Source organism: Pseudoxanthomonas mexicana (genome assembly GCF_001556105.1).
GTDB lineage: Bacteria > Pseudomonadota > Gammaproteobacteria > Xanthomonadales > Xanthomonadaceae > Pseudoxanthomonas_A > Pseudoxanthomonas_A mexicana_A.
In genome coordinates, this window is record NZ_LSIF01000002.1 from 88,291 (window position 1) to 113,811 (window position 25,521).

Consider the following 25,521-nt stretch of genomic DNA (forward strand, 5'->3'; position numbering starts at 1 on the left):
GTTCCCGTGTCCCGGATAGGCGCGGCCATCTTCGTGGCGTTGTCGGTGGCGTACCCGCTGGTGGTGTACTGGGCGATGGGCCGCTTCGAGCCGCGCTGGCTGGCGGTGCTGCTGCTGGTCCTCGCCGTGCTTCGTGCCATCGCGACCCGCCAGGCCATCTGGCTGGTCGCCGCCGCCGGCGCCGCGATACTGGCGGCACTGGCCACGGCCTTCAATGAGGCGCTGCCGCTGAAGCTGTACCCGGCGCTGATCAATGCGGTGATGCTGGTGGTGTTCGCGACCAGCCTGGTGTTCCCGCCCTCGGCGGTGGAACGCATCGCACGCATGACGGAACCCGACCTGCCGCCGGCCGGCGTGGCCTATACGCGCCGCGTCACCCAGGTGTGGTGCGGTTTTTTCGTCTTCAATGGCGCGCTCGCGCTGGTCACGGCGTTGTGGATGTCGGACCGCGCCTGGGCGCTCTACAACGGCCTGATCGCGTACGCGCTGATCGGCCTGTTGTTCGGGGCCGAATGGCTGGTGCGGCAGCGGGTGAAGGCGGGGTACCGGCATGGCTGAGTGGCGCTCGCTCGCCGACGTCGCCGTGCGACCCTTGCCGGGACGCGCATTCCTTGCCGCAGGCGCCGCGTCTGCGGACCATGCGGACTTCCACCGCGATGTGCTGCGCTGGAAGGCGAGTCTCCGAGCACGTGCCGGCGATACCTGGGCACTCCATTTCGAGGACGCCGCGCGTTTTGCCGCAGCGCTTTACGGTGCATGGCACGCCGGCAAGACCGTGGTGCTGCCCGGCGATGCGCTGGCCGGCACCCAGTCCCGCCTGCGGACACGGGTGGACGGCTTCGTCGGCGACTGGATCGACAGCGAGATGCCGACGCCGGATCACGCGCCGGATGCCGATGCCGCGGCGGGAGCGCTCGATGCGAACGCCACGCGCCTGGTCGTGTTCACCTCGGGCAGTACCGGTGAGCCGGTCGCCATCGAGAAGCGGCTGCGCCAGCTCGACGCCGAGGTGCATGCGCTGGAAGCGGCGCTTGGCAGCGGCCTCGATGGCGTCGCGGTGCATGGCACCGTGTCGCACCAGCACATCTACGGCCTGCTGTTCCGGGTGCTGTGGCCGCTCGCGGCCGGGCGCGCGATCGTGTCGCGGGCGTTCTTTCCCGAAGACCTGCTGGCGGCGATGGACGGGCAGGATGCGGTGCTGGTCGCCAGCCCCGCGCACCTGAAGCGTCTGCCGGCACAGCTGTCGTGGGCATCGCTGCACGGCAAGTTGCGCGCTGTGTTTTCGTCCGGGGGCGCACTGCCTGCCGAGGCGGCACACGATGCCGCCCGCCTGCTCGGCGTGCCGCCGACGGAGATCCTGGGGAGCAGCGAGACCGGTGGCATGGCGTGGCGCCGCTGGGACGAGGAGCAGCCCGCGTGGCGCCCGCTGCCCGGCGTCGACTGGCGCGTGCAGGACGGCTCACTGGAGGTGCGTTCGCCACATCTGGCCGATGCCGTGTGGTGGCGCAGCCAGGACCGCGCCGAGCCCGACGGCGCTGGCGGGTTCCGCCTGCTCGGCCGGACGGACCGCATCGTCAAGGTGGAAGAGCGACGCGTCTCGCTGGATGCACTGGAGCGCCAGATCCGCGCGCATCCCGCGGTAAGCGACGTGCGCGTGGTCCTGCTGGGTGGCACGCGCAGCACCCTGGCGGCCGTCGTCGCAACGGCGGACGGCACGCCTGTGCCCGACGATGCCGCGGCACGCCGCGCATTGGCGCAGGGGCTGTCGCGTCATCTCGCCCGCACGCAGGATGCCGTGACGCGTCCGCGTCGCTGGCGCTTCGTGCCGGCACTGCCCAGCAATGCGCAGGGCAAGGTGACCGAAGCATCCTTGACGGCCTTGTTCCGCCCGGAGCGACCCACGCCGACATGGAAGCTGCGGGAGGCTGCCCGCGCCCAGGTGGAATTGCCGCTGGACGCATCGTTGGCCGTGTTCGACGGCCACTTCCTGCAGGCGGCCGTCCTGCCGGGCGTGGCACAACTCGACTGGGCGGTGCAGCTGGCCCGCGAGGTGTTCGCGATACCGCCCCGTTTCCTGCGCATGGAAGCACTGAAGTTCCAGCGCGTCGCACGGCCCGGCGACCTGGTCCGGCTGGATCTCGAATGGCAGGCGGAGCGCATGACGCTGGCGTTCCGCTACACCTCCGTGCACGGCCCGCATGCGAGCGGCCGCGTGGTGTTCGCGAATGGGGAATGATGCCGTGCCCGCATCGCTCGCGTTCCGACCGCTGGTAGTGATTCCGGTGTTCGACCATGAACACGCGATCGCCACGATGGTGGACGGCGTGATCGCAACCGGCGTGCCGTGCCTGCTGGTGGATGACGGGTCGGGCGATGTCTGTGCACGTGAACTGGATCGGCTGGCGGCGCTGCATGCGGCCCACGTGCGCTTGCTGAGGCTGTCGGTGAACCAGGGCAAGGGCGGGGCGGTATTGGCGGGGTTCCGCCAGGCGGGCCAAGAGGGCTATTCGCACGTACTGCAGATCGACGCGGACGGCCAGCACGATCCCGCCGATATCCCGCGATTCCTCGCCGATGCGCAGGCGCACCCGGACGAGGTCATCTGCGGCGTGCCGCTGTACGACGAGAGCGTGCCGAAGGGGCGGCTCTATGGTCGCTACCTGACCCACGTATGGGTGTGGATCAACACGTTGTCCTTCGCCATCCGCGATTCGATGTGCGGCTTCCGTGTCTATCCGTTGCCGCCGGTGCTGCGGTTGATCGACGAAGAGACGATCGGCCGACGCATGGATTTCGACGTCGAGGTGCTGGTCCGCCTGTTCTGGCGCGGCATCCGGGTACGCAACGTGCCCACGCGCGTGACGTATCCGCTCGACGGCGTGTCCCACTTCGACATCTGGCGCGACAACGTGCGCATCAGCCGCATGCATACGCGCCTGTTCTTCGGCATGCTGCGCCGGCTGCCGCGCCTGCTCGTGCGCCGCGCGCCCGAGGCCATGGCATGAGCGGGCGCAGCGAGCACTGGGCCGACATCGGCGAATCCACGTCGGTCCGCGGCATCCTGCTGCTGTGCGCGATCCACCGCTGGCTGGGCCGCTGGCCGTTCCGCGTGTGCGTGTATCCGGTGGTGTTCGTCCACTGGCTACTCAACGGCACCGCGCGTCGCGCATCACTGCAGTACCTGCGACGTGCACATGCCTTCCAGGGTCAGCCGGTCTCGCATCCCGGCATGTGGCAGAGCCTGCATCATTTCGCGATGTTCGCCGAGACGATGCTGGACAAGATCCTCGCGCTCGGCCAGCGCTATCCGGTCGACAAGGTGCGGATGGAGCGGCAGGACGTACTGGCGCGGGTGACCGCGGGCGAGGGTGGCCTGATCGTCACCGCGCACCTCGGTTGCCTGGAACTGTGCCAGGTGATGGCGGACCAGGTGCCGGGTTTCCGGCTGACGGCACTGGTGCACACCGCGCATGCCGAACGCTTCAATCGCTTGATCCGGCGCCTGGATGCCGGCAGCCGCGTGGAACTGCTGCAGGTCACCGACCTGGGGCCGGCGGATGCGGTGAAGCTGGCCGAGCGCGTGGCGCGGGGTGAGTTCGTCGCCATCGCCGGCGACCGGGTTCCGTTGCGCGGCGGTCGCGCCGTCACGGCGCGGTTCCTTGGACACGACGCGCCATTTCCCATCGGCGCCTACGTGCTGGGCGCGGCGCTGAAATGTCCGGTGTTCACGATGGCCTGTACCCACCAGGGCGACGGCTACCACGTGCGACTGGAAAGCTTTGCCGCACGCGTCGAATTGCCACGCGGCTCGCGCGATGCGGCCCTGGCCGGCTACGCTGCACAGTTCTCGGCATGGATGGAACAGCAGGTCCGCCTGTCGCCGTACGACTGGTTCAACTTCTACCCCTTCTGGGATCAGGTAACGCATGACGCCCGCAATGAATGAAACCGTGGCGCCCGTGTTCGGCGACGCCCCACTGCGCATCGAGGACGTGGTCGCACTCGCGCACCGGCGGGCCCCTGCCGTGCTGTCGGACGATCCGGAGTTTCGTGCGCGGATCGCACGCGGCGCCGATTTCCTCAGCCGCCTGCTGGAAGAGGAGGGCGTCATCTACGGTGTCACCACCGGTTACGGCGATTCCTGCACGGTGAACATTCCGCCGGCGCTGGTCGCTGAACTGCCGCATCATCTTTACACCTACCACGGCTGCGGGCTGGGCCGCTTCCTCGACGAAACCGAGACGCGCGCCGTGCTCGCCGCGCGGCTGGCGTCGCTGGTGCGTGGCATGTCCGGCGTCAGCGTGCCGCTGCTGGAAGGCCTGGAGGCGCTGCTGCGCCACGACGTATTGCCGCTGATCCCGGCGGAAGGTTCGGTGGGCGCCAGCGGCGACCTGACGCCGCTGTCCTACGTGGCCGCGGTGCTGTGCGGCGGGCGCGAGGTGATGCACGACGGTCGGCGCCGTCCGGCGCGCGAGGCGCTGGCCGAGATCGGCATGGCGCCGCTGACGCTGCGCCCGAAGGAAGGGCTGGCGATCATGAACGGCACCGCCGTGATGACCGCGCTGGCCTGCCTGGCGTTCCAGCGTGCGGAATACCTGTCGCGCCTGGCCACCCGGCTGACCGCGTTCAACGTGCTCGCCAGCGATGGCAACGCCCACCACTTCGACGCCGTGCTGTTCGCGGCCAAACCGCATCCCGGCCAGTCGCGCGTTGCCCAGCGGCTGCGTGAGGACCTGCACAGCGATCGCCCGCCGCGCAACGAACAGCGGTTGCAGGATCGCTATTCGCTGCGCTGCGCGCCACACGTGATCGGCGTGCTGGAGGACGCACTGCCGTTCCTGCGCCAGCTGATCGAAACCGAACTCAACAGCGCCAACGACAATCCGCTGATCGATCCCGACCGGGAGCAGATCCTGCATGGCGGCCATTTCTACGGCGGCCACATCGCCTTCGCGATGGATTCGCTGAAGAACACGGTGGCCAACGTCGCCGACCTGCTGGACCGGCAGCTCGCGCTGATCGTCGATGCGCGCTACAACCATGGCCTGCCGGCGAATCTCTCCGGTGCGACGGGACCGCGTGCCACCATCAACCATGGCCTCAAGGCACTGCAGATCAGCGTCTCGGCGTGGACGGCGGAAGCCTTGAAGCTGACGATGCCGGCCTCGGTGTTTTCCCGTTCCACCGAGTGCCACAACCAGGACAAGGTCAGCATGGGCACGATCGCCGCGCGCGACTGCCTGCGCGTGATCGAACTGACCGAGCAGGTCGTTGCCGGCATGCTGATCGCCGCGCGCCAGGCGCTGGCGCTGCGCGAGCGGGTCGGCCTGCAATCCACTCTGGGCGATGGCCCGGCCGGCATGTACGGCGACCTGTGTGAGCGCATCGCGCTGGTCGAGGAAGACCGCGCCCTGGATGGCGAACTGCGCCAGCTGCTGGTCGATATCCGCGAAGAACGCTGGTCCGTCTATGCCGGCTGACCTTCGCGATGACCTGGCGATCGAAGTCCGCCTGAGCCCGGCCTTCCACGATTGCGACGCCATGCAGGTGGTCTGGCACGGGCACTACTTCAAGTACCTGGAGATCGCCCGCTGCGCCCTGCTGGAGACGTTCGATTACGACTACCCGCAGATGCAGGCTTCCGGCTACCTGTGGCCCGTGGTCGATGCGCGCATCAAGTACATCCGGCCACTGCGCTATGCGCAGCCGCTGGTGATCGCGGCGCGGATCAGCGAGTGGGAGAACCGCCTGAAGCTGGACTACGAGATCCGTGATGCGTCGAGCGGGACCGTACTGACGCGCGCGCATACGATCCAGGTGGCGGTCGATGCCGCTTCAGGCGAGATGCTGTATCTGTGCCCGCCTGTGCTCTGGCAGCGGCTGGGAGTCGAAGTACCATGAAGACGATCCGCGGATGGCTGTCCGCCTGCGTGCTGACGCTCGGCGTTGTCGCTCCACTCCTGCCTGCAACGGCGGCCGAACCATTCGCCCGGGTCCGCGCACAGGTCGCGCAGGTGCCGGTGCTGCGAGGCGAATTCAGCCAGGAAAAGCAGGTCGCCGGTTTCAAGAACCCGCTGCGCTCGAACGGCCGCTTCCTGCTGGCGCGCGACAAGGGCGTGGTCTGGACCACGACGGCGCCGTTCCCGTCCGAGATCGTCATCACCCAGGACCGCATCCTCAGCCGCCAGCGCGACGGCAGCCGCCGGGTGGACGTGGACGGCAAGCAGCAGCCTGGCCTGCGCAGCGTCAACGCGATGATGTTCGCGCTGATGAGCGGCGACATGAAGGCGCTGACATCGGCCTTCGAGGTGAAGGAAGAGCAGGCGGGCAACGGTTGGCGGATGACGCTGGCACCACGCTCGCGACAGTTGGCGCAGGCATTCACGTCGGTGCGGCTGGCGGGTGATCGTTATGTCCGCGAAGTGGAGATGCGCGAAGCGAACGGCGATCTGACGCGCCTTCGCTTCAGCGGCATGAGCGAGGCGCCTGCGACGTTGTCGCGTGACGAGGCTGCGCAGTTTGACTGATTCGCCGCTTTTCCCGGACGCAAGCCGACCGCTGCGCGGCTGGCGCTGGCTGGCGCTGGCGTGGCTATGGGTGCTTGCAGCCGTGGCTTGGCACCATTGGACCTTCTGGCAATCGCCTCGCATCGACACCGACGTGCTGGCGTTGCTGCCCCGCGAAGCAGGCGACCAGACAGTCGCCGATGCCACCCGTCGCATCGCTGAAAACAGTTCGCGGGACATCGTGGTCATGCTGGGCGCGAAGGATGCGGCAGGTGCACTGGCGGCGCGGCAAGCGTTCGATCGCCACATGGCGCAGCCGGCCTCGCAGGCGTTGCTGGCAACCGCACGGTCGCCCGAGGATTGGTTCGCGCAGGCGCGCGATGTGCTGGCGCCTTATCGCGATCGTCTGTTGACGCCGGCCCAGCGGGACATGCTGGCGCGGACCTCCACGGATGCGTTGGCCGACGCCGCGCTGGCGGCGCTGTACGGGCCGATGGGCGCGCCCCGGCTGACCGAATGGCGCAACGATCCGCTCGGCCTGTGGACACAGTGGTGGCAGGCGCAGGCGGCGGCCGCCGGCATGGCACTGGATGGCGACGGGTTGCTGCAGGCGGAAGGACGTCACTGGGCCGTGCTGCAGCTCAGCTTGCGTGGATCGGCCTTCAGGCTCGATGGCGAACGCCAGTTGCAGGACACACTGGACCACGCGACCGCCGCGGCGACGGCGGCGACGGCCAATCTCCGCGTGCTGAAGGCGGGTGTGCCGCTGCATGCCGAATCCGCCGCCGTGCAGGCCAACCGTGAGATCAACACCATCGGCTGGGGATCACTGGCCGCCGTGCTGCTGCTGGTGTGGCTCGCATTCCGCTCGCTGCGTCCCTTGCTGCTGGTGGCGCTGTCGCTGCTGGTCGGTTGCGCTGTCGCGCTGACGGTGACCGTGCTGGTGTTCGGCAAGGTCCACTTGCTGACGCTGATCTTCGGCGCAAGCCTGGTCGGCGTGGCGGAGGATTACGGCATCCACTGGTTCGCCTCGCGCCAGGGCGTGGCCAGCGAACGTCGCTGGTCGCTGCTGCGGCACCTGTTGCCGGGTCTGTGGCTGGCGTTGCTGACCAGCGCCATGGCCTACCTGGCGCTCGGTCTGGCGCCGTTCCCCGGCCTTCGGCAGATGGCACTGTTCTCGGTGGTCGGTCTGACGGCGGCCTTCCTGACGGTGATCTTCTTCTTCCCTTGGCTCGATGGTGGCCAGGTGCGCACAACGGGATTCTCGCGCTGGCTGGGGGGCACGCTGACGCGCTGGCCGCGGGTGGCCAGTCGCCGTGCGGGCGCGGTGCTTGCCGTCGTGATGCTGGTCGTCGCGGTGCCGGGCCTGATGCGGGTGCAGGGCAACGACGACCTGCGCGGCCTGCAGTCGTCGCCGCCGGAACTTATCGCGCAGCAGCGCGACGTCGGCCGCCTGCTCGGCATGCCCAGCCCGGCGCAGTTCTTCCTCGTGCAGGGACGCGATGCGGAGCAGGTGCTGCAGCGCGAGGAACAGCTCGTGGCGCGCCTGAGGGCAGTGGAAGCGCAAGGCTCGGTCGGCGGACATCGTGCGGTGAGCGACTGGCTACCCTCGCAGCGCCGGCAGGACGAAGACGCGGCGCTGACCGCACGTGTCGAGCGGGACGTGCTCGCGCGGTTGTCGGTTGCCACCGGCGAGACGCTGTCACGCGGGGAGTTCGCGGCATCTGCGATGCACCTGGAGACCTTCCTGGCATCGCCGGCGTCATTGCCCGTTCGCCACCTGTGGCTTGGTCAGGTGGGGCAGGGCATGGCCTCGGTGGTGATGGTCAACGACCTGTCGCGGATGGATGCACTGGCCACGTTCGCGACGCAGGCGGAAGGGTTGGAGGGTGTGCGCTGGGTGGACAGGACCGCCGACATTTCACGCCTGCTCACGCACTACCGCCACATGATGAGCTGGTTGCTGCTGGCAGGCGTGGTAGTGGTGTTCGCGGTTCTGGCGATCCGCTATCGCGCGCAGGCGTGGCGCGTCATCACGCCGACCCTGCTCGCCGGTGTGCTGACGGTGGCGCTGCTGGGCTGGTTGGGCCAGCCGCTGCAACTGTTCAACGTGCTGGCGCTGATGCTGCTACTCGGCATGGGCATCGACTACGGGATTTTCCTGGTCGAACACCGTGGCGATGCCAGCGCTTGGCTGGCGGTCTGCGTCGGCGCGGCGAGCACCTGGCTGTCGTTCGGGCTGCTGGGCCTGTCGGCAACGCCCGCATTGCGTGCCTTCGGTTTGACCCTGTTGTTCGGCATCGGCCTGGTCTGGCTGCTGTCGCCGCTGTTCCGGCCTCCGCCGGATGACTCCCCTTCGCATGGAAACACCGCTGCATGAAAACCGAACGCACTGACATCCTGATCATCGGCGCCGGCCCGGCCGGTTCCGTGGCCGCGGCGATGCTGCGGCAGCAGGGGCGCAAGGTCCTGATCGTCGAGCGCGAGCAGTTTCCGCGCTTCTCCATCGGCGAGAGCCTGCTGCCGCAGAGCATGGAGTACATCGAAGCGGCAGGCCTGTTGCAGGACGTGGTGCAGGCCGGCTTCCAGTACAAGAACGGCGCTGCCTTCGTGCGCGGCGAACGCACCACCGAGTTCGATTTCCGCGACAAGTTCTCGGCGGGCTGGGGCACGACCTACCAGGTGCAGCGCGCCGACTTCGACCATGTGCTGGCGAAAGGCGCCGAGCGCATGGGCGCGGAGGTGCGGTACCGGCATGAGGTGCTGTCGGCCGAACCGGGCGAGACGCCGCGCGTGACGGTGCGCTCGCCGGAAGGCGAGGAGTACGTCATCGAAGCGGACTTCATGCTCGATGCCAGCGGCTTCGGGCGTCTGCTACCGCGCCTGCTGAAGCTGGAGTCGCCGTCGAACTTCCCGGTGCGCGGCGCCATCTTCACCCATGTGCGCGACCACATCCCGCACGACGCCGGCTTCGACCGCAACAAGATCCTGATCACCACGCATCCCGAGCACGTCGACGTGTGGTACTGGACCATCCCGTTCTCCAACGGGTGCTGCTCGCTCGGCGTGGTCGCGGAAATGGAGTTCCTCAACCGCTACCAGGGCACCGATCTCGAGCGGCTGCAGGCGATCGTCGGCGAGGATCCCAACCTGACCCGCCTGCTGAGGAACGCGGAGTGGGCGGTGCTGCCGGTGCGGCAGATCACCGGGTACTCCGCGAATGTGTCGTCGCTGTGGGGGCCGGGCTATGCGCTGCTCGGCAATGCCGGCGAGTTCCTCGATCCGGTGTTCTCGTCGGGAGTCACCATCGCGTTCAAGTCGGCGCAGCTGGCGAGCGAATGCCTGCGGCGCCATTACGCCGGCGAAACCGTGGATTGGGAAGCCGACTATTCGGTACCTCTGCGTGGTGGCGTGCAGACGTTCCGCCGCTTCGTGGAATCGTGGTACGCCGGTGGCTTCCAGAAGATCATCTTCCATCCGAACCCGCAGCCGGATATCCGCCGGATGATTTGCTCGATCCTCGCCGGCTACGCCTGGGACAAGAAGAATCCCTACGTCGCCGATACGCAGCGCCGCCTGCAGGTGCTGGAGCAGCTGTGCAGCGACTGATCGCCCTGCTGCTGTGCGTGCTGCTGGCCGCGTGCGCGACACGGCCGCCCCGGCCCGTCGTCGAGCTGCCTGCATTGCGCCTGGCGCCGTCCACGCTGGGCCATGAGCTGGCCGTGCAGCAGCGGCTGGTGTTCCGCTTCGGCACGCAGGTGCGCGAACTGGATGCACTGCTTGAAGTGGATGCGGTTGAAGTGAGACTCGCGGTGCAGGCCATGGGGCGCACCGGCGTGCGCCTGCAGTGGGACGGCAAGGATCTGGTCGAGCAGCGCGCTGCGTGGTTGCCATCGGCGGTACGCGGCGAACGCGTGCTCGACGACGTGCAGTTCAGCCTGTGGCCGGCGAATGCCATCCGCGCGCAACTGCCCCAGGGATGGGAACTGGTCGAACGCGGGGGTGTCCGGGAACTGCGCAAGCTTGGACAGGTCTGGCTGCAGCGCGAACAGGTCGATGCCACAACGTTGCGGGTCCGCAACGGCGCCGATGGCTACGAGCTGATGATCGAGTCGGTGGCGGGCGGAGTGGTCGATCCGTGAGCCGCCGCCCGATCTTCCTGAACGATCTTGGCATCGTCTGTGCGCTCGGTGCTGGCGCCACGGCCGTGCGTGAGGCGCTGTTCCGCGACGACGCACCGTCGGGGGTCGCGATGAACGACGCGTTGGTGCCCGGCCATCGGCTCGCGCTGGGCGCGGTAACCGACGAACTGCCATCGCTCACCCATCATCCCGTGCAGCTTCATGGTCGCAACAACGCATTGCTGCGTGCGGCGTACCTGCAGATCGAAGACCAGGTGCAGCAGGCGATCGCGCGCTACGGACCGGGACGCGTGGCCATCGTGATCGGCACCAGTACCTCGGGCATCGGCGAAGCCGAGCAGGCCACGAAGCACTGGCATCGTCACGGGCAATGGCCAGCCGATTTCCACTACGTGCAGCAGGAGATCGGTGCGCCTTCGCGCTTTCTCGCGGCCGAGTCGGGCGTACGAGGTCCGGCGTGGACGATTTCCACCGCATGCTCGTCCAGTGCGAAGGCGATGGCCTCCGCGGCACGGCTGCTGCGCACCGGCCTGGTCGATGCCGTCATCACCGGCGGGGCGGATTCGCTGTGCCAGTTCACCGTGCGCGGCTTCATGTCGCTGGAATCGGTGTCGGTCGAGCGCTGCAATCCGTTTTCCGCGCATCGCCACGGCATCAATATCGGCGAGGGCGCCGCGCTGTTCCTGATGACGCTGGAATCTGGACCGGTGCGGCTGGCGGGCTGGGGCGAAAGCGCCGACGCACACCATATCTCTGCGCCCGAACCGCAAGGCATCGGCGCCATCGATGCGATCGGGCAGGCCCTGGCACGGGCGAAGCTGTCCCCGGCGCAGATCGACTACGTGAACCTGCATGGCACGGCGACACCGCAGAACGATGCGATGGAAAGCCGGGCGGTGGCGTCGGCACTCGGCAGCGACGTGCCGGTGAGTTCGACCAAACCACTTACGGGTCACACGCTGGGTGCGGCAGGCGCCGTCGAAGCGGGCCTGTGCTGGCTGGCGATGGCCGACAATCCCGCCCACCGGCTGCCACCACACTGGTGGGACGGCGCCGTCGACGCCGCGTTGCCGCCGCTGGCCTTCGTCGCGCCCGGCGACCGCGCGGAACGGCCGCTGCGTCACGTGCTGAGCCAGTCGTTCGCGTTCGGTGGCAGCAATGCGGTCCTGGTGTTCGGAGCCGGATGATGGACCGCCTGTACGACATCGAACGCGTACTGCCGCATCGCGGCACGATGCGCCTGATCGACCGGCTCGTGGCCTGGGACGAGGACAGCATCGCCGTCGAACTGCGCGTGCCCGAGGAAGGGCCATTCAGCCATGACGAGGGCGTGCCGGCGTGGGTCGGCGTGGAGTACATGGCGCAGGCCATCGCCGCCTGGGCTGGCTGTCGCGCGCGCGCGGCGGGACGCGAACCGTCGATCGGCTTCCTGCTCGGCACCCGGCGCTACGACAGCCGGACATCCTGGTTTCCGGCCGGGGCATTACTTCGGGTGGAGGCGATCCGCGAGCTGCTGGGCGACAATGGGCTGGGTATGTTCCGCTGCCGCATCCTGGGGGATGGCGAGGAACTGGCAACTGCCAACGTGTCGGTGTTCGAACCACCGGACGCGATGGCGTATCTGGAGAGTACGCAGGGATGAGTGGACAGCATACGGTCCTGGTCACCGGGGGGAGCCGGGGGATAGGGAAGGCGATCGCGTTGCGATTGGCGCAGGACGGCTTCGATGTCGTCGTGCACTGCCGCAGCCGCGTGGACGAAGCCGAGGCCGTGGCCGGGCAGATCCGCGAACTGGGTCGCGCGGCGCGTGTGCTCGCCTTCGACGTGGCCGACCGCGCTGCCGCCGCGCAGGCGCTGGAGGCGGACATCGGCGAACACGGCACCTACCACGGCGTCGTCTGCAACGCCGGCATCGCGCGCGACACCGCCTTCCCGGCGATGAGCGCGGAGGATTGGGACGACGTGCTGCGCACCAACCTAGACGGCTTCTACAACATCCTCAATCCGCTGGTCATGCCGATGGTGCGGCGGCGCAAGCCCGGCCGCATCGTCACGCTGTCGTCGGTGTCCGGCCTGGTGGGCAACCGCGGCCAGGTGAACTACAGCGCGGCCAAGGCCGGCATCATCGGCGCGACCAAGGCGCTGGCGCTGGAACTGGCCAGCCGCGAGATCACTGTGAACTGCGTGGCGCCCGGCCTGATCGATACCGAGATGGTCAGTGGCGAGGTGGTCGACGAGGCACTGAAGATGATCCCGATGAAGCGCGTCGGCAAACCCGAGGAAGTGGCCTCCGTGGTGGCGTTCCTGATGTCGCCGCAGGCCTCGTACGTCACCCGCCAGGTGATCTCGGTCAACGGAGGACTGGTCGGATGAGTCGCAACGATCGACGCGTGGTGGTCACCGGTGCCGGTGCCATCAGTCCGCTCGGCCACGACTGGCCCAGCGTGCACCTGCGCCTGCGCGAGTGCCGCAACGCCGTGCGCCACATGGATGACTGGGCGAAGTACGAAGGGCTGAACACCCGCCTGGCGGCGCCGGCCGAAGCCTTCGAGTTGCCATCGCACTACAACCGCAAGACCACGCGCAGCATGGGGCGCGTGGCGCTGATGTCGGTGCGCGCGACCGAGCTGGCGCTGGAAGAGGCCGGCCTGCTGGGCGACCCGGTGCTGAAGAGCGGCAGGGTGGGCGTGTCCTACGGCTCGTCCGCGGGCAGCCACGAGGCCGTCGGCGACTTCGGCCGCATGCTCAACAACCTCACCACCGAAGGCATCAACGCGACCACCTACCTGAAGATGATGAGCCACACCGCGCCGGTGAACATCGGCGTGTTCTTCGGCCTGACCGGTCGCGTGTACACCACGTCCAGTGCCTGCACGTCCGGCAGCCAGGGCGTCGGCTGCGCCTATGAGGCCGTGCGCAGCGGCAAGCAGGTGGCGATGATCGCCGGCGGCGCCGAACAGCTGGACGCCACGGCGGCCGCGGTGTTCGACACCCTGTTCGCCACCAGCGTGCGCAACCACCAGCCGGAACTGACGCCGCGCCCGTTCGATGCCAACCGCGACGGCCTGGTGCTGGGTGAGGGTGCCTGCACGCTAATTCTGGAAGACCTCGAGCATGCGCAGGCGCGTGGTGCGACGATCCTGGCCGAGATCGTCGGCTACGGCACCAACAGCGATGGCCAGCACGTCACCCAGCCCAGCGCCGACACGATGGCGCAGGCCATGCGGCTGGCATTGGACGATGCCGGGCTGTCGCCGGATGCCATCGGCTACGTCAACGCGCACGGCACGGCCACCGACCACGGCGACATCGCCGAGACCGCGGCGACCGCGGCCGTGTTCGGCAGCCGCATGCCGATCAGTTCGCTGAAGAGCTATGTCGGCCACACGCTCGGCGCCTGCGGCGCCTACGAGTCGTGGATCACGCTGCAGATGATGCGCGAGGGCTGGTTTGCCCCCACGCTGAACCTCGAGGAGCGCGATCCGCGTTGCGCCGACCTGGACTACATCACCGGCGAAGGTCGCGACCTGCAGACCGACTACGTGATGAACAACAACTTCGCCTTCGGTGGCATCAACACGTCGCTGATCTTCAAGCGCTGGTGAGCGAACGCGGACGACCGACGAGCGCGGGCGGGCTGCGCCGTGGCCTGCCCGTGCTTCTCCACGTCATCCGAACACGTCGCTTGGCAATCTCCACCACGACCGCGGCGCTGCCGCCACTTTCACCGGGAGCTGGACCATGAAACGACTTCTGATCACCGGAGTGACCTGCCTGATGCTGGCCGCGACGCCCACGTTCGCTGCCAATACCCGTCTCGAACTGCCTCTGCAGGAACTGATCGATTCGCCCGAGGCGAAGGCAGCCGGCATCGATGGCAGCGTGCGTTTCTATCTCGCGGGCCAGAAGACGCCGGCCGTGGTGTCCCGCTTCGGCGAGGACGTGACCAACAAGAAGACCAACGGTGTGGGCAAGTCCGACGCTGAATCCTGTCGCTGGGTAGCGCTTTCCGCATTGAAGGCATTGCAGCAAGGCGCCAAGGACCGCGGTGCCAATGCGGTCGTCGACATCGTCAGCTACTTCAAGAAGAAGGAGTTCCGCAGCGCGACGAACTACGAGTGTCATGCAGGCGGCCTCATGAGCGGCGTCGCCTTCAAGGCCACCTACGCCAAGATCAAGTAACGCGTCCCGCGTCCCCAATCGCGCGGCCGCCCGAAAGCGGCCGCGCGCAATTCGCTCAGGGTCGATGTTCGGCGTACGGCGACGCCATGCCGTCGCGGCCGATCGCGAGCACCGTGTAGGGGGGCGCATCGATGCCGTCCACCTCCATCCCCGGTGACCCCACCGGCATGCCGGGCAGTGCGAGGCCGTGGATGCGAGGCCGCTCCTTCAGCAGGCGCCGGATGTCGGAAGCCGGAACATGGCCTTCGACCACGTAGCCGCCGATCCCCGCCGTGTGGCACGACGCATGCTCAGGCGCGACGCCCATGCGCTGCTTGACCGGATTCATGTCGCCCTCGATGCGATCGTCCACCTCGAAGCCCTCCTTGCGCAGATGGTCCACCCACAGGTGGCAACACCCGCAGTAGGCATCCCGGTGCACGGTGATGCGGGGCAGGGCGGTGTCGGCCTTCTTCGCCAGGGGCGATGGCGCGGCGATCGCCGTACCCACCGGTGAGGGCACGACCTGGGTGCAGGCGGTGATGACGATGGCGGCCACGACAGTGGATGCGCACCGGAACAAGGGATTGCGATATCGCATGGTGTCCTCCATCAGAACCATATCCTGACGCCCGCCACGAAGCGGGTGTCACGCGCGGATTCGCCCGCGTTGCGTCGGTAGTTGGCGGTGTCGCCGAGGGCACGCTCGTGCGCCACGCCCACGTAAGGCGCGAAACGGCGAATGATTTCGTAGTGGAGGCGCAGCCCCATTTCAACGCCGGTCAAGCCCCGTCCCATGCCGTAGTTTGGATCGTCCTTGGCGTTGATATCCACTTCCACCAGCGGCAGCAGGATCAGCCGATTGGTGATACGAAACGTGTATTCGGCTTCGACATTACCGGCGATCTGGCCATCCTCACCGACATAAGCGGTAGCGGACACTTCGAAGCGGTACGGCGCCATGCCCTGCACACCGAACGCGCCCCACGTGCGCCCATCGCCCGGCTTGAAATCGCGCCGCACGCCAGCCACCACGTCCCACCAGGGCGAGATGCTGCGTCCGTACAACGCCTCAAGGTCCGCGCTCTCGGTCTTGCCACCCACGCGTTCGCCTTCACTGCGCAACCAGAGACGGTCGGTGTCCGTACCGAACCAGGCGATCCCCTCCCAGGCTTGGCCGGTGCCTTCATCCGCATCCCACGCTTCCAGACGGTTGAGCGCTACCTTGCGGTTGAACGCCGGCGCGTGCTGCATGGCGCGATGGTCGATGACCGGAAATGCCGCCGCCAGATCGTCGGCGGTGACCACGGGGATCGGTTCACGCGGCGGGGTTGCCGACGCTGCTGCTTCTGCCGCCATCATGGCAGCGTGGTCGTGCGTGTCCTGTACGGGCACCTCGCTGACTGCAGGCATCGGGGTCGCGTGGTCATGGTCTTGCGCGAAGGCGGGCAGCGCGATGCCCAGCGACACCGCCATGATGGACACGAGGCGGAGCGGAGCGGGGGGGGCGAAGATGTTCATGGCTCGATCCTCACTTCCCGCATCATCCCGGCTTCCATGTGGTACAGCAGATGGCAATGGAATGCCCAGCGTCCGAGCGCATCGGCACGCACGCGATAGCTGCGCCGCGTACCCGGTGGCATGTCGATGGTGTGCTTGCGCAGGTGGAAATCGCCGTCCGCGTTCTCCAGGTCGCTCCACACGCCATGCAGATGGATCGGGTGCTGCATCATCGTGTCGTTGACCAGCACGATGCGCATGCGCTCGCCGTACTTCAGCTTCAGCGGTTCCGCGCTGGCGAACGGAATGCCATCGAATGACCAGGCGAATTTCTCCATGTGGCCGGTCAGGTGCAGCTCGACGGTGCGGCCCGGTTCGCGGCCATCCGGATCGTCGAACAGACTGCGCATGGCGCCGTAGGTCAGTACCACGCGCCCGTTGTCGCGTAGGCCAATACCCGGATCTTCGAGCCTCGGCTCACTGGCGGAGGACTGCATGTCGACCAGCGGGCTGCCGGTTTCGCTGGCGCGATGATTCGGCGAGGTCGAGGCCGAGCCGTGGTCCATCGCCGCCATGTTCGCACCGCAACCGCCTTCGCCCATCATGGCGCCGCAGCCGCCTTCCTTGCCTTTGCGGGCGCCATGTCCGCCGGTGTCGTGGCCCATGTCGGCCATCGTCAGCACGGGGCGCGGATCGCGTACCGGGATCGGCGCTTCCAGCCCATCAAGCACGGCCAGCGTGCCGCGGGCGTAGCCGGTGCGCCCCATGTCCTGCGCGAAAATGGTGAACGCGTCCTGGCCAACGGGCTCGACGATCACATCGAAGGTCTCTGCCACCGCGATGCGGAACTCGTCGACGCTGACAGGATGGATGTACTGTCCATCAGCCGCTACCACGGTCATCTTCAGGCCAGGGATGCGCACGTCGAAGTACGTCATCGCGCTGCCGTTGATGAATCGCAGCAGCACCTTCTCACCCGGCTTGAAAAGTCCTGTCCAGTTGCCATCCGGTGCGGCGCCGTTCACCAGATAGGTGTAGGTGTGGGCGTTGATGTCGGAGATGTCGGTGGGCGTCATCCGCATGCGTCCCCACCTGGCGCGGTCCTCGATAGTCTCCGCCAGCCCGTTGCGGCGCGCATCGCGCACGAAGTCGACCAGCGTGGGTTGGTAGTAGTTGTCGTACCCGGGCATCCGCTTCGTCCGCCGGTACAGTGCGGCCGGATCGAGGTCGGTCCAGTCCGACAGCAGCACCACATGCTCGCGATCGCAGTGGTACGGCGCCGGTTCGCGCGGATCGATGATCAACGCGCCGTAGAGGCCCGCCTGTTCCTGAAACAGCGAATGGCTGTGGTACCAGTAAGCGCCCGACTGCTTCAGCTGGAAGCGGTACTGGAACGTTTCGCCTGGTGCGATGCCGTTGAAACTCAGTCCCGGTACGCCGTCCATGTTCGACGGCAGCAGGATGCCGTGCCAGTGGATCGACGTCATGTCATGCAGCCGGTTGCTGACCCGCACGGTGACGGTGTCGCCTTCGCGCCAGCGCAGCGTGGGCGCGGGCAAGCTGTTGTTGACGGTGATCGCGGGGCGCGTGCGGCCGGTGATGTTCACTGGCGTCGCGCCGATGCTCAGCGCGAAGTCGGTGCCGGAGGTTATGGCCGCACCGCCGCGTCGCGCTGGCGTACCGGCGGAAGCGGGCATGCGTGCAAGGCCCAGGCCGAGTGCCACGCTGCTGGTGGCAAGCCCGGTAACAAACTGGCGGCGCGAAGGCCGGAACGCGCCAAGGCGTCCCGGGGAGGATTCATCGTGCTTCATTCAAGACCGTCCTGTGTATCCATCGACGCTGCCGGCCGCTGCGCGGACACGGCATCGCCATGATCGTGGTCCGGTGCACACACAGTGTGCCCGGTCCTGCGGAATGCCGCAGAAAAGCGGCGTCAGGCGGTCAGGATGGGAGGTCGGTGTCGATGCGACAGGCCTGCAGATGCGTGCGCGTCGGCCAGGTAATCAGGAGCACCAGCCTGCCCATACGGCAGCGGCCCCATCGGCGCATGCCACGTCAGCACTGGCGCATGCTGCGTGCAGAAACCATCGCAGTTGCCCGCCTCGCAACAATCAGGCAGGTCAGCGGCGTGGCCGTCAATGCCCGCATCGTGGTGCATCGTCGCCTGGGGCATCACCATGTCGGCGTGGCACGGAGGCGCGTCGTGGGCCGTCACCATCTCTTCGGAGGGCATCCCGACTATCGCCATCCGCGTTGCCGCATGCGCATACGCCGTGCCGTTGGCCAACAGGATCAGGCAGAGCAGGGCGCGCAGCAGGGGAGCGAAGCGGGGCATGCGCCCATCATACGCCAAGCCCGCGGACGTACTGTGCCGTAGGGCCTGCAAGAGACGTGGGCCGACCTTCATCGACGCCACGACAGTGAGGGACGCGATATCCTTGGCGGGTACTCGAAGACTTTGGACAACGTGGCAATCGCATGGCAGGCACGGTAATGATGAGCAAGGTGCCGGCGGGCGTTCCCACCGATCCCACCCCGGATGTTTCGACCTTGACCCGCGTCATCGTGGCGGACGTGGGCGGCACCTATGCGCGGCTTGGCTGGATCCAATCCGACGGCGGCAACGAGATCCACGACTACCGTCGCTATGCCTGCGCCGAGCATCCTGACCTCGCGTCCATCCTGCATGATTACGCCGCCGGCATGCCGTGCCACGGCGCGGTTGTCGCGATCGCCGGTGTGCTGGAAGGCGACCGGCTCATCAATTCGAACCTGCCCTGGGCCGTATCGGTGGAACAGACACGCGCAGGCGCCGGTCTGGCCTGGGTGCAACTGATCAATGATTTCGAGGCGGTCGCCAATGCCGTGCCCACGCTGGCGCCGGACACGCTGTCGTCGCTGACGCCATCGACCGTGTCGACCACCGCCTCGCCGGCGTTGGTGATCGGCCCCGGTACGGGTCTGGGCGCCGCCGTCTGGATCGAAGGCCAGCCACCGCGCGTGCTGCCTACGGAAGTCGGTCAGGCATCGCTGGCGGCCGGCAACGCGCTGGAATTGGATATCGTGCGTCGGCTATTGAAGGATCGTCCGTACCTGCACAACGAACACGTGCTATCCGGGCCCGGCCTGATGAATCTGTACCGCTGCCTGTGCGATCTCCGCGCTGCGACGCCGGCGCATGCCGATGCCGGTGCTCTGGTGGCGGCGGCGGCGTCCGATGCACTGGCCCGCGAAACGCTGGAAACGTTCTGCGGCTGGCTGGGCAGCGTGGTCGGCGACTTGGCCATCATCTTCGGCGCCAGGGTCGTGTACCTGGCCGGCGGCGTGACGGCCCACATCCCGCAGTTCCTGCACGACGGCCGCTTCCTGCGGCGTTACCTCAATAAGGGCGTGATGACCGAACAACTGGAAAGGGTGCCCGTGTGGCGTGTGGAGCATGGCCAACTAGGGTTACTGGGTGCGGCGGCGTGGTACCGGCAGAACACTAAGGGCGGTTGATGGCGCGCACCTGGCTACAGACATAATAGGCACTCCCACATCCTTGCAGCGAGCCGCTCAAAGCGTCCCCGCTTTAAGGTTGTCGAGTCCCAGCAGTTCCGCGATGCCCGGATCTACTCCGGCTTAGATCGCGAGGCGGCCGCCGATCTGCTCGGCGTCACGGTCCGCACCATCGGTCACTGGGAGACCGGCTTCGCCACGCCCAGCTACGCCGCCTTTCGTCTCCTGAGGGTCATTCGTCACGGCGAGCTGCAGGACGCCGCCTGGGCGGGTTACAGGCTCTCTCGTGGCCACCTGATCACGCCTGAGGGTAGGGCGATTGCCCCGCACGACATGGCGTGGCAGAGCCTTCTGGTTCGCATGGCGCAGCAGTTCGTCGATATGTGCCGGCGTAGCAGGGAGGCGACCGTACCCAACGTTTCCTCTGTTGTGGCGAGGGCTGCCGCGCCCACGGCACGCGACCCGCGCGCTAGCGCGGGGCGGGGGCCCGAGGGTGCTGGGCTTGTCTCTTCTTACGACAATGGACAAGCGGATAACGAAGCCACTTGCCAGACGGTGCATACAGGCGTAAAAGTGGGCCCATTGTGGGCCCATAATTCCAGCCGACCCAATGGCGATACCTCCCAAGTTCGAAGTGAAGCTGCGCATGACCGAGTCTCTTCGGGATCGGGTCAAGGCGATGGCCGATCAGCAGGACGTATCGGTCAACAAGTTCCTAGTGAAGGCGGTCGAGAATTACCTTCAGTGGAAGGAACGTACGCCGCCTCCAACTCGGGTGGTCCGGAGGCCGGTCGCGGCCGCCGTCGCGGAATCTCCCAGCGAGGATCTGCTGCCACCTCCGGCCGGTGGCGTCTACGTCGCCTGTCCTTGCGGAAGCGGGAAGAAATATCGGTTTTGCCACGGGGGCAAAGCCAAATAGCTACGCGGACGTTGACTGAGAAGGCGACGGGCGGGAATGTCTATATCCCGTCAGGGGCTGGAAACCCTATCAACACCGGGCGTGCACCGCTCAGCACTGACGCCCCGTCCGCACCATCCAAGGGGGAGGCCGCATGAAGCTCCCCAGGCATCCCAAAGGTCTGTTCGATCCCGGTCCGTCAGGTCGTCGCTTCGGAGCTAGAGATATCCCAATGCTGCGTGACCTCCGCGACGTCTACCGCGGCTTCATCGAAAGGGCTCGTGCCATCGACTGGTCATTGGAGGGTCCCGGCATGATGCTGGCCTCCACGATGATCATCGCTGAGCTACAAGCCAAATTCGACGCCTGCGGTCGGGTCCTCGATCTGCTCGAACACACGCCACCGGCGTGGCGTCCATGAAGGTTTGCAGGATAGGCACTCGGTGCCGTCGTGTAGACATAAACCGTGACGCGTCACGAAAGTCACGGGGTGCCGGGGGCTTGTCCCCGGCGGTTATCGCACATGGATGTGCGGCTGTTGCGTTAGCGGTTGGACCCGCGAAGGGAGCGGGTCAGAGCTGGGCTGACACCCATGCCGCTGACCCGCTTTATCTGGCCCATGAGAGCAAGAATTGCCTGACAGCTTTTAGCGAAGCGAAATCAGGCCCCAACAAAGCCGCGTTGGAGGCGGCGACACCATGAAAGCACATGATGCCGTTTTACATAATAGGCATTATGCGAAATGACTTATTGGGGCGCTATGGCTCTGGCTTCGTGTCCGGTTCGAACCGGGCTCGGAAAAGCCGTGACTTTTCCCCCCGCTCCCGGCTAAGTCACAGATTTATTGTGCACTCCGAGAAAGTCACAGATCTACTGACAAGACGCCGCTGCCAGAAGGACCGAACAGCGGCGCGATGCTGGTCAGGTCCGAAACTCAGGTCCGCCGCGTAGCAGAATCGGCTTGTGACAGCGTAGTTTGGGCGTGCCTGAAATCCTGGAAACCAGCCGCTTGGGCCGCCTGATCCAGCGCCTCGGTGTGAGAGATGTTCTTTTCGCGCTTGAGCGACTTGGCCAAGCGTTTGATGCCCTCCATCGTGGAGGGATGTACGATTTTTGACATGACAGTGTCCTCACGGTCCGATGTGAAATGTCGCCCGTCAGCCATTTCTCGAACCGAACAAGGTCATGGTCGGTTGAGCGGTCCTGCTTTCTCGGCAGTGCTGTTAACAGCTTTGCGATGACGGGCGACGGGCGCCTGCCTAGCGCCCACGACATTACGCTACCACCACGGGACATGATTTTCCTACCGCAGCGTTATTTAGCGCCCTTGACCAGCCGCAGTTCCCAAGCTTCCACGCCAGCGGGAACCCTCAAGCAGGTACAGTCAGCTGCCTGACCCATCGCAGCAGTTCGTCGTGCGGGATCGTCCGTCCGGCGTCCACGTCGGCCAGACCCTCGCGGGTTTGGCGATCCTTCTCTTCTTCGGTCAATTCCGGAAGGAGTGCTAATAGCTTTTCTTCGTGGCTCATTGGATGGGTACGCTGCGCTCAGGTTGACGTGATTCTCTTGAATACGGGCATGATCTGAGGATCATCGAGGCCCGCCGGCAAAGGCTGCGATACGTCGTGGATCGCCACATCGATGATGACGTTTAAATCGCCGCACAAGGGCTGTATGGCAGTGGTCACCATACGGGCGGCTCGCTCGGCGAATACCATGTCGACCACTAGCCAGATCAACAGCCCGGATGACTGCTCGATGCGCCCTGACGAGTGAGTTTCCAGGAGATACGCCGACGAGACGAAAGTGGCAGGTTCAAGGCTGCGGGCGATGGTGGGAGCTAGCCAAGCCGGTGCTCTTAGGGCAGGTCCTACCACAAACTCCGCTGGCGCCAGCCGTTCCACCCTGGCCAAGAAACCCTTATCCAACCATGTCGCGATCTCTTCCGGATACAGGACAATGCCCCCGTCGTTGGGATTGAGCATTAACGTCGCGCCCCGCGAACCCTCCAACAAATCTCGTCCCGGCACCCCCAGGATTTTGACGGCCGATGAGCTGGCCACCTCCGCCTTACCCAGCGAGGTAAAGAACGGGATGGCGTCAAACCCGTCGGGGTGTCGGAACTGGACCAGCCTAGGTGTCCGGGAATCGTCCGAGACAGGCGCATGCACGTAGACCATCGCATCCATCAACTGCTTGAAGAAGGCAAGCTCCTGGGCTGAGTCGCCACGGGCTCGCTCGAGCGCAGCCTCCAGGTCTGCCTCCGCGGCTGACTCGCGTCTTCCGGGTCTGGTCGATCGCTTCATGATCAGATGCGATGCGGGCCAAGGGGAAAGCCGCGAAACCAATCTGCGTCGAACTGACTGGTCAAATAAGGGCGTACGAAGGCCGACTGGGTCAGCTCCCGCAGCCGTTCTTCGTGCTGGGCAATGGCCTCAATGTCGCTGACCGTTGGATAGTGCCGAAGCAGCCGGTACGCCTCTTCCCGTACCGATTTTGGCACGTCCTTGCTGCCGGCGAGTTCTCTCAGGAACGCGCCGGCCTGAAGCACGTTGCGGGTGCGTTCGGCGGGCATGGTCACGCGAATGCCTGATGACGTACTAAGGAATACTTAGCTTACAGACTTTTGGGAACGGTGTTGGCTACAAGCTCTGGCTATTTGCTTAGCGGAACAAAAGATAATATAATCAATAACTTAGTTCGCATAACATCCGTTATGTATAGCGCTATGGGGTAAGCTGCCTGCGCTGTCGCTCAATCCCTACGCTCCCCTGCCCGCGCCTACGACACTTATCCAACTTAGTTGCTCAGGGTTTTGCCATCGAGGTGATCTCATAAGTTGATTGATACCCTGTGCTACCCAGTAGAGTGAAGTGACGATGTTCTCGACTTGTTGGCTCCAGTCGCGAAAAAAATGAAGAAGCTCAGCTTCAGTCTTACCCGCTTTGTATGGACTCTTCGGAGAGCCATCCAGGCGAGTTTGGCCCGTTGATCTCGGTGGCTATCCCATCTTGGATCGCTGACAGGAACGGGTCCAGTGCATCGGCGCTCTGACACTAGCAGGGTGAGTTCAACCCGTCAATGCAAAATGATCAACAGTTGCACTGATAGGAGCGAACGATATGGCAAGGATGGGGCGGCCCGGCATGTCTCGAGCCCAGAAGCGAGATCTATGGCGACGATGGAAGGGCGGCCAGTCGCTCAGCGACATTGCCCGCTTCTTTGACAAGAATCCGGGTTCGATTTTCGGGGTTCTGGCCGCGCAAGGCGGGATCGCGCCGAGGGAACGTCGCCGATCCGCCCGGTCGCTGAGCTTAATGGACCGCGAAGAGATATCTCGATGCCTAGCTTCTGGCCAGTCGTTTCGCCAGATTGCGCTCAGCCTAGGGCGGCCTACCTCGACGATTAGCCGGGAAGTGGCACGGCATGGTGGCCGTGACCGATATCGGGCCGCACATGCCGATGAGGCCGCTTGGGAGGCAGCCCGGAGGCCACAGTCTTGCCGGTTGGCCGATAACCCTCGTCTGCGCTGGTTGGTGGCTTGCAAGCTGGGCCAGCAGTGGTCGCCGGAACAGATCGCCGGCTGGCTTAAGCTGAGGTTCCCGCTCAACCAGGCACTGCAGGTGTCGCACGAAACGATCTACCGGAGCTTGTTCATCCAGGCGCGCGGCCTGCTCAAGAAGGAACTCCTGGCGCACCTGCGCACGCGTCGCCGTATGCGCCACTCAAAGCTGGCCACCGCGATGCCTCGCGGCGGGATCATCGACGCGGTATCGATTCGGGAGCGTCCGGCGGAGGTCGAAGATCGCGCCGTGCCAGGGCATTGGGAGGGTGATCTGATCACGGGCAGCAACAATTCCCACATCGCGACGCTTGTGGAACGGCACTCGCGCTTCGTGATGCTGGTGAAAGTGAAGGGTAAGGACACCAGCAGCGTCGTCTCGGCGCTGAGCCGGCAAGTGAAAACACTGCCAACCGCGCTGCGAAAATCGCTGACGTGGGATCGAGGCGGTGAGATGGCCAGCCACAAGAACTTCACCGTGGCGACCGACACGCAGGTCTACTTCTGCGATCCGCAAAGCCCTTGGCAGCGCGGTTCGAACGAAAACACCAATGGCCTTCTGCGGCAGTACTTCCCCGACGGCACGGATCTATCCCGCCATTCGCAGGCATTCTTGAACAAGATCGCCAGACGTCTCAACGAAAGACCTCGTAAGACCTTGGGCTTCCAGACGCCAGCCGCTAAGCTGAGCCAAGCCGTTGCGTCGACGGGTTGAACTCACCGCCGCGTACTTTGCCAAGGGATAAGGGCGAAGTACGCGTTCATGCAGGCGCATCTGGACGAGTTTCGCGTGGCAAGCATGTGTCGTGTGCTGGGCGTGCAGCGCAGCGGGTTTTATGCGTGGCAGCGCCAGCCGCATAGCGATCGCCATCGCGAGGATCAACGTCTTCTTGGCATGATCAAGCAGGCGTGGCTGGAGAGCGGTACGGTCTACGGCTACCGCAAGGTCACCGACGACTTGCGCGACTTAGGCGAGGCTTGTGGCAAGCATCGCGTAGCGCGGCTGATGAAGAAGGAAGGCTTGCAGGCGCAGGTGGGTTACGGGCGTCGTCCGCGGCCTCGTGGTGGCCGGGTCTCGACAGTCGCGCCGAACCGCCTGGATCGGCAGTTCGACGTGGTTGCGCCCAACACGCACTGGGTCACCGACATCACCTACATCCGCACGCACGAGGGCTGGCTGTACCTGGCAGTGGTGCTCGCGACGTCCCCCCGCTTTTGAGTAGCACGCCGGTTTGGAGTCCAATTCCCCAACCC

General features: G+C 66.0%; 27 protein-coding genes and 2 pseudogenes. 21 read left to right on the forward strand and 8 right to left on the reverse strand.

What is annotated here, in order from left to right:
- Nucleotides 1-6: 6 nt before the first annotated feature.
- The 15 genes from AX730_RS00440 (at nt 7) to AX730_RS00510 (ending at nt 14,830) form a co-directional block, all read left to right on the forward strand.
- Complete coding sequence (locus AX730_RS00440) at nt 7-558, forward strand: COG4648 family protein (RefSeq protein WP_157074011.1); 552 nt, start codon at nt 7-9, stop codon at nt 556-558.
- Nucleotides 551-2,236, forward strand: coding sequence for an ApeI family dehydratase (locus AX730_RS00445; RefSeq protein WP_062350316.1), 1,686 nt, complete (start codon nt 551-553; stop codon nt 2,234-2,236). The genes AX730_RS00440 and AX730_RS00445 overlap by 8 nt, the downstream gene beginning before the upstream one ends.
- Entirely contained in the window at nt 2,226-3,005 is a 780-nt protein-coding gene (locus tag AX730_RS00450) for a glycosyltransferase family 2 protein (RefSeq protein ID WP_062350319.1), read from the forward strand. Before AX730_RS00445 ends, AX730_RS00450 begins: the two co-directional genes overlap by 11 nt.
- Nucleotides 3,002-3,946, forward strand: a complete 945-nt coding sequence (locus AX730_RS00455) for an LpxL/LpxP family acyltransferase (RefSeq protein ID WP_062350322.1) — start codon at nt 3,002-3,004, stop codon at nt 3,944-3,946. The genes AX730_RS00450 and AX730_RS00455 overlap by 4 nt, the downstream gene beginning before the upstream one ends.
- Nucleotides 3,939-5,480, forward strand: a complete 1,542-nt coding sequence (locus AX730_RS00460) for an HAL/PAL/TAL family ammonia-lyase (protein WP_062350325.1) — start codon at nt 3,939-3,941, stop codon at nt 5,478-5,480. Before AX730_RS00455 ends, AX730_RS00460 begins: the two co-directional genes overlap by 8 nt.
- Complete coding sequence (locus AX730_RS00465; RefSeq protein WP_062350328.1) at nt 5,470-5,901, forward strand: acyl-CoA thioesterase; 432 nt, start codon at nt 5,470-5,472, stop codon at nt 5,899-5,901. The genes AX730_RS00460 and AX730_RS00465 overlap by 11 nt, the downstream gene beginning before the upstream one ends.
- Nucleotides 5,898-6,527 (forward strand): outer membrane lipoprotein carrier protein LolA, encoded by a 630-nt coding sequence (locus AX730_RS00470; RefSeq protein WP_062350331.1) that lies wholly within the window; start codon nt 5,898-5,900, stop codon nt 6,525-6,527. The genes AX730_RS00465 and AX730_RS00470 overlap by 4 nt, the downstream gene beginning before the upstream one ends.
- Nucleotides 6,520-8,886 carry an MMPL family transporter gene (locus AX730_RS00475; RefSeq protein ID WP_062350380.1) on the forward strand — a complete coding sequence of 789 codons (2,367 nt, stop codon included), beginning with the start codon at nt 6,520-6,522 and terminating at the stop codon, nt 8,884-8,886. Before AX730_RS00470 ends, AX730_RS00475 begins: the two co-directional genes overlap by 8 nt.
- Nucleotides 8,883-10,115, forward strand: coding sequence for an NAD(P)/FAD-dependent oxidoreductase (locus tag AX730_RS00480; protein ID WP_062350334.1), 1,233 nt, complete (start codon nt 8,883-8,885; stop codon nt 10,113-10,115). Before AX730_RS00475 ends, AX730_RS00480 begins: the two co-directional genes overlap by 4 nt.
- Nucleotides 10,103-10,648, forward strand: coding sequence for a DUF3261 domain-containing protein (locus AX730_RS00485; protein ID WP_062350337.1), 546 nt, complete (start codon nt 10,103-10,105; stop codon nt 10,646-10,648). Before AX730_RS00480 ends, AX730_RS00485 begins: the two co-directional genes overlap by 13 nt.
- The gene (locus AX730_RS00490) at nt 10,645-11,835 is read left to right on the forward strand and encodes a beta-ketoacyl-ACP synthase (protein ID WP_062350341.1); all 1,191 of its coding nucleotides are present in this window, start codon (nt 10,645-10,647) and stop codon (nt 11,833-11,835) included. The genes AX730_RS00485 and AX730_RS00490 overlap by 4 nt, the downstream gene beginning before the upstream one ends.
- Nucleotides 11,832-12,290: a hotdog family protein gene (locus tag AX730_RS00495; protein ID WP_232310130.1), complete on the forward strand. Its 459-nt coding sequence runs from the start codon at nt 11,832-11,834 to the stop codon at nt 12,288-12,290. Before AX730_RS00490 ends, AX730_RS00495 begins: the two co-directional genes overlap by 4 nt.
- Nucleotides 12,287-13,021 (forward strand): 3-oxoacyl-ACP reductase FabG, encoded by a 735-nt coding sequence (gene fabG / locus AX730_RS00500; RefSeq protein WP_062350346.1) that lies wholly within the window; start codon nt 12,287-12,289, stop codon nt 13,019-13,021. The genes AX730_RS00495 and fabG overlap by 4 nt, the downstream gene beginning before the upstream one ends.
- Nucleotides 13,018-14,253 (forward strand): beta-ketoacyl-ACP synthase, encoded by a 1,236-nt coding sequence (locus tag AX730_RS00505; protein ID WP_062350348.1) that lies wholly within the window; start codon nt 13,018-13,020, stop codon nt 14,251-14,253. Before fabG ends, AX730_RS00505 begins: the two co-directional genes overlap by 4 nt.
- Nucleotides 14,254-14,389: 136 nt before the next feature.
- A complete protein-coding gene (locus AX730_RS00510) occupies nt 14,390-14,830 on the forward strand; it encodes a hypothetical protein (protein ID WP_062350352.1) in 441 nt (146 codons plus the stop codon).
- A gap of 55 nt (nt 14,831-14,885) precedes the next feature.
- On the opposite strand, the gene AX730_RS00515 is transcribed toward AX730_RS00510, so the two are convergent.
- The 4 genes from AX730_RS00515 to AX730_RS00530 form a co-directional block, all read right to left on the reverse strand.
- The gene (locus tag AX730_RS00515) at nt 14,886-15,410 is read right to left on the reverse strand and encodes a DUF411 domain-containing protein (RefSeq protein ID WP_062350383.1); all 525 of its coding nucleotides are present in this window, start codon (nt 15,408-15,410) and stop codon (nt 14,886-14,888) included.
- Between the two features lie 11 nt (nt 15,411-15,421).
- Nucleotides 15,422-16,330 carry a copper resistance protein B gene (locus AX730_RS00520; RefSeq protein WP_157074012.1) on the reverse strand — a complete coding sequence of 303 codons (909 nt, stop codon included), beginning with the start codon at nt 16,328-16,330 and terminating at the stop codon, nt 15,422-15,424.
- Entirely contained in the window at nt 16,327-18,120 is a 1,794-nt protein-coding gene (locus tag AX730_RS00525) for a copper resistance system multicopper oxidase (RefSeq protein ID WP_062350355.1), read from the reverse strand. Before AX730_RS00525 ends, AX730_RS00520 begins: the two co-directional genes overlap by 4 nt.
- Before the next feature lie 122 nt (nt 18,121-18,242).
- Nucleotides 18,243-18,644: a CopL family metal-binding regulatory protein gene (locus tag AX730_RS00530; protein WP_198146939.1), complete on the reverse strand. Its 402-nt coding sequence runs from the start codon at nt 18,642-18,644 to the stop codon at nt 18,243-18,245.
- A 161-nt stretch (nt 18,645-18,805) separates the two neighbouring features.
- Between AX730_RS00530 and AX730_RS00535 the strand changes: the two genes are divergently transcribed.
- The 4 genes and pseudogenes from AX730_RS00535 to AX730_RS00545 all read left to right on the forward strand — a co-directional run bounded on the left by AX730_RS00535 (nt 18,806) and on the right by AX730_RS00545 (nt 21,126).
- Nucleotides 18,806-19,807, forward strand: a complete 1,002-nt coding sequence (locus tag AX730_RS00535; protein ID WP_062350389.1) for a glucokinase — start codon at nt 18,806-18,808, stop codon at nt 19,805-19,807.
- Nucleotides 19,808-19,846: 39 nt separating this feature from the next.
- A pseudogene (locus AX730_RS19525) lies at nt 19,847-20,212 on the forward strand (VC1465 family Xer recombination activation factor); the annotation flags it as partial.
- 229 nt (nt 20,213-20,441) lie between these two features.
- Nucleotides 20,442-20,726: an SEC-C metal-binding domain-containing protein gene (locus AX730_RS18660; RefSeq protein ID WP_157074014.1), complete on the forward strand. Its 285-nt coding sequence runs from the start codon at nt 20,442-20,444 to the stop codon at nt 20,724-20,726.
- Nucleotides 20,727-20,859: 133 nt separating this feature from the next.
- Nucleotides 20,860-21,126 (forward strand): hypothetical protein, encoded by a 267-nt coding sequence (locus AX730_RS00545; RefSeq protein ID WP_157074015.1) that lies wholly within the window; start codon nt 20,860-20,862, stop codon nt 21,124-21,126.
- 513 nt (nt 21,127-21,639) lie between these two features.
- On the opposite strand, the gene AX730_RS18665 is transcribed toward AX730_RS00545, so the two are convergent.
- The 4 genes from AX730_RS18665 to AX730_RS00555 form a co-directional block, all read right to left on the reverse strand.
- Nucleotides 21,640-21,825: a hypothetical protein gene (locus tag AX730_RS18665; RefSeq protein ID WP_157074016.1), complete on the reverse strand. Its 186-nt coding sequence runs from the start codon at nt 21,823-21,825 to the stop codon at nt 21,640-21,642.
- A 250-nt stretch (nt 21,826-22,075) separates the two neighbouring features.
- Nucleotides 22,076-22,234, reverse strand: a complete 159-nt coding sequence (locus AX730_RS18670) for a hypothetical protein (protein ID WP_157074017.1) — start codon at nt 22,232-22,234, stop codon at nt 22,076-22,078.
- 18 nt (nt 22,235-22,252) lie between these two features.
- The gene (locus AX730_RS00550) at nt 22,253-23,011 is read right to left on the reverse strand and encodes an SseB family protein (protein WP_062350366.1); all 759 of its coding nucleotides are present in this window, start codon (nt 23,009-23,011) and stop codon (nt 22,253-22,255) included.
- A 2-nt stretch (nt 23,012-23,013) separates the two neighbouring features.
- On the reverse strand, nt 23,014-23,280 hold the full coding sequence (locus AX730_RS00555; RefSeq protein WP_232310133.1) for a BPSL0761 family protein: 267 nt from the start codon (nt 23,278-23,280) through the stop codon (nt 23,014-23,016).
- Between the two features lie 547 nt (nt 23,281-23,827).
- Between AX730_RS00555 and AX730_RS00560 the strand changes: the two genes are divergently transcribed.
- The gene (locus tag AX730_RS00560; RefSeq protein WP_049439365.1) at nt 23,828-24,982 is read left to right on the forward strand and encodes an IS30 family transposase; all 1,155 of its coding nucleotides are present in this window, start codon (nt 23,828-23,830) and stop codon (nt 24,980-24,982) included.
- Nucleotides 24,983-24,988: 6 nt separating this feature from the next.
- A pseudogene (locus AX730_RS00565) lies at nt 24,989-25,465 on the forward strand (IS3 family transposase); the annotation flags it as partial.
- Nucleotides 25,466-25,521 lie beyond the last annotated feature (56 nt).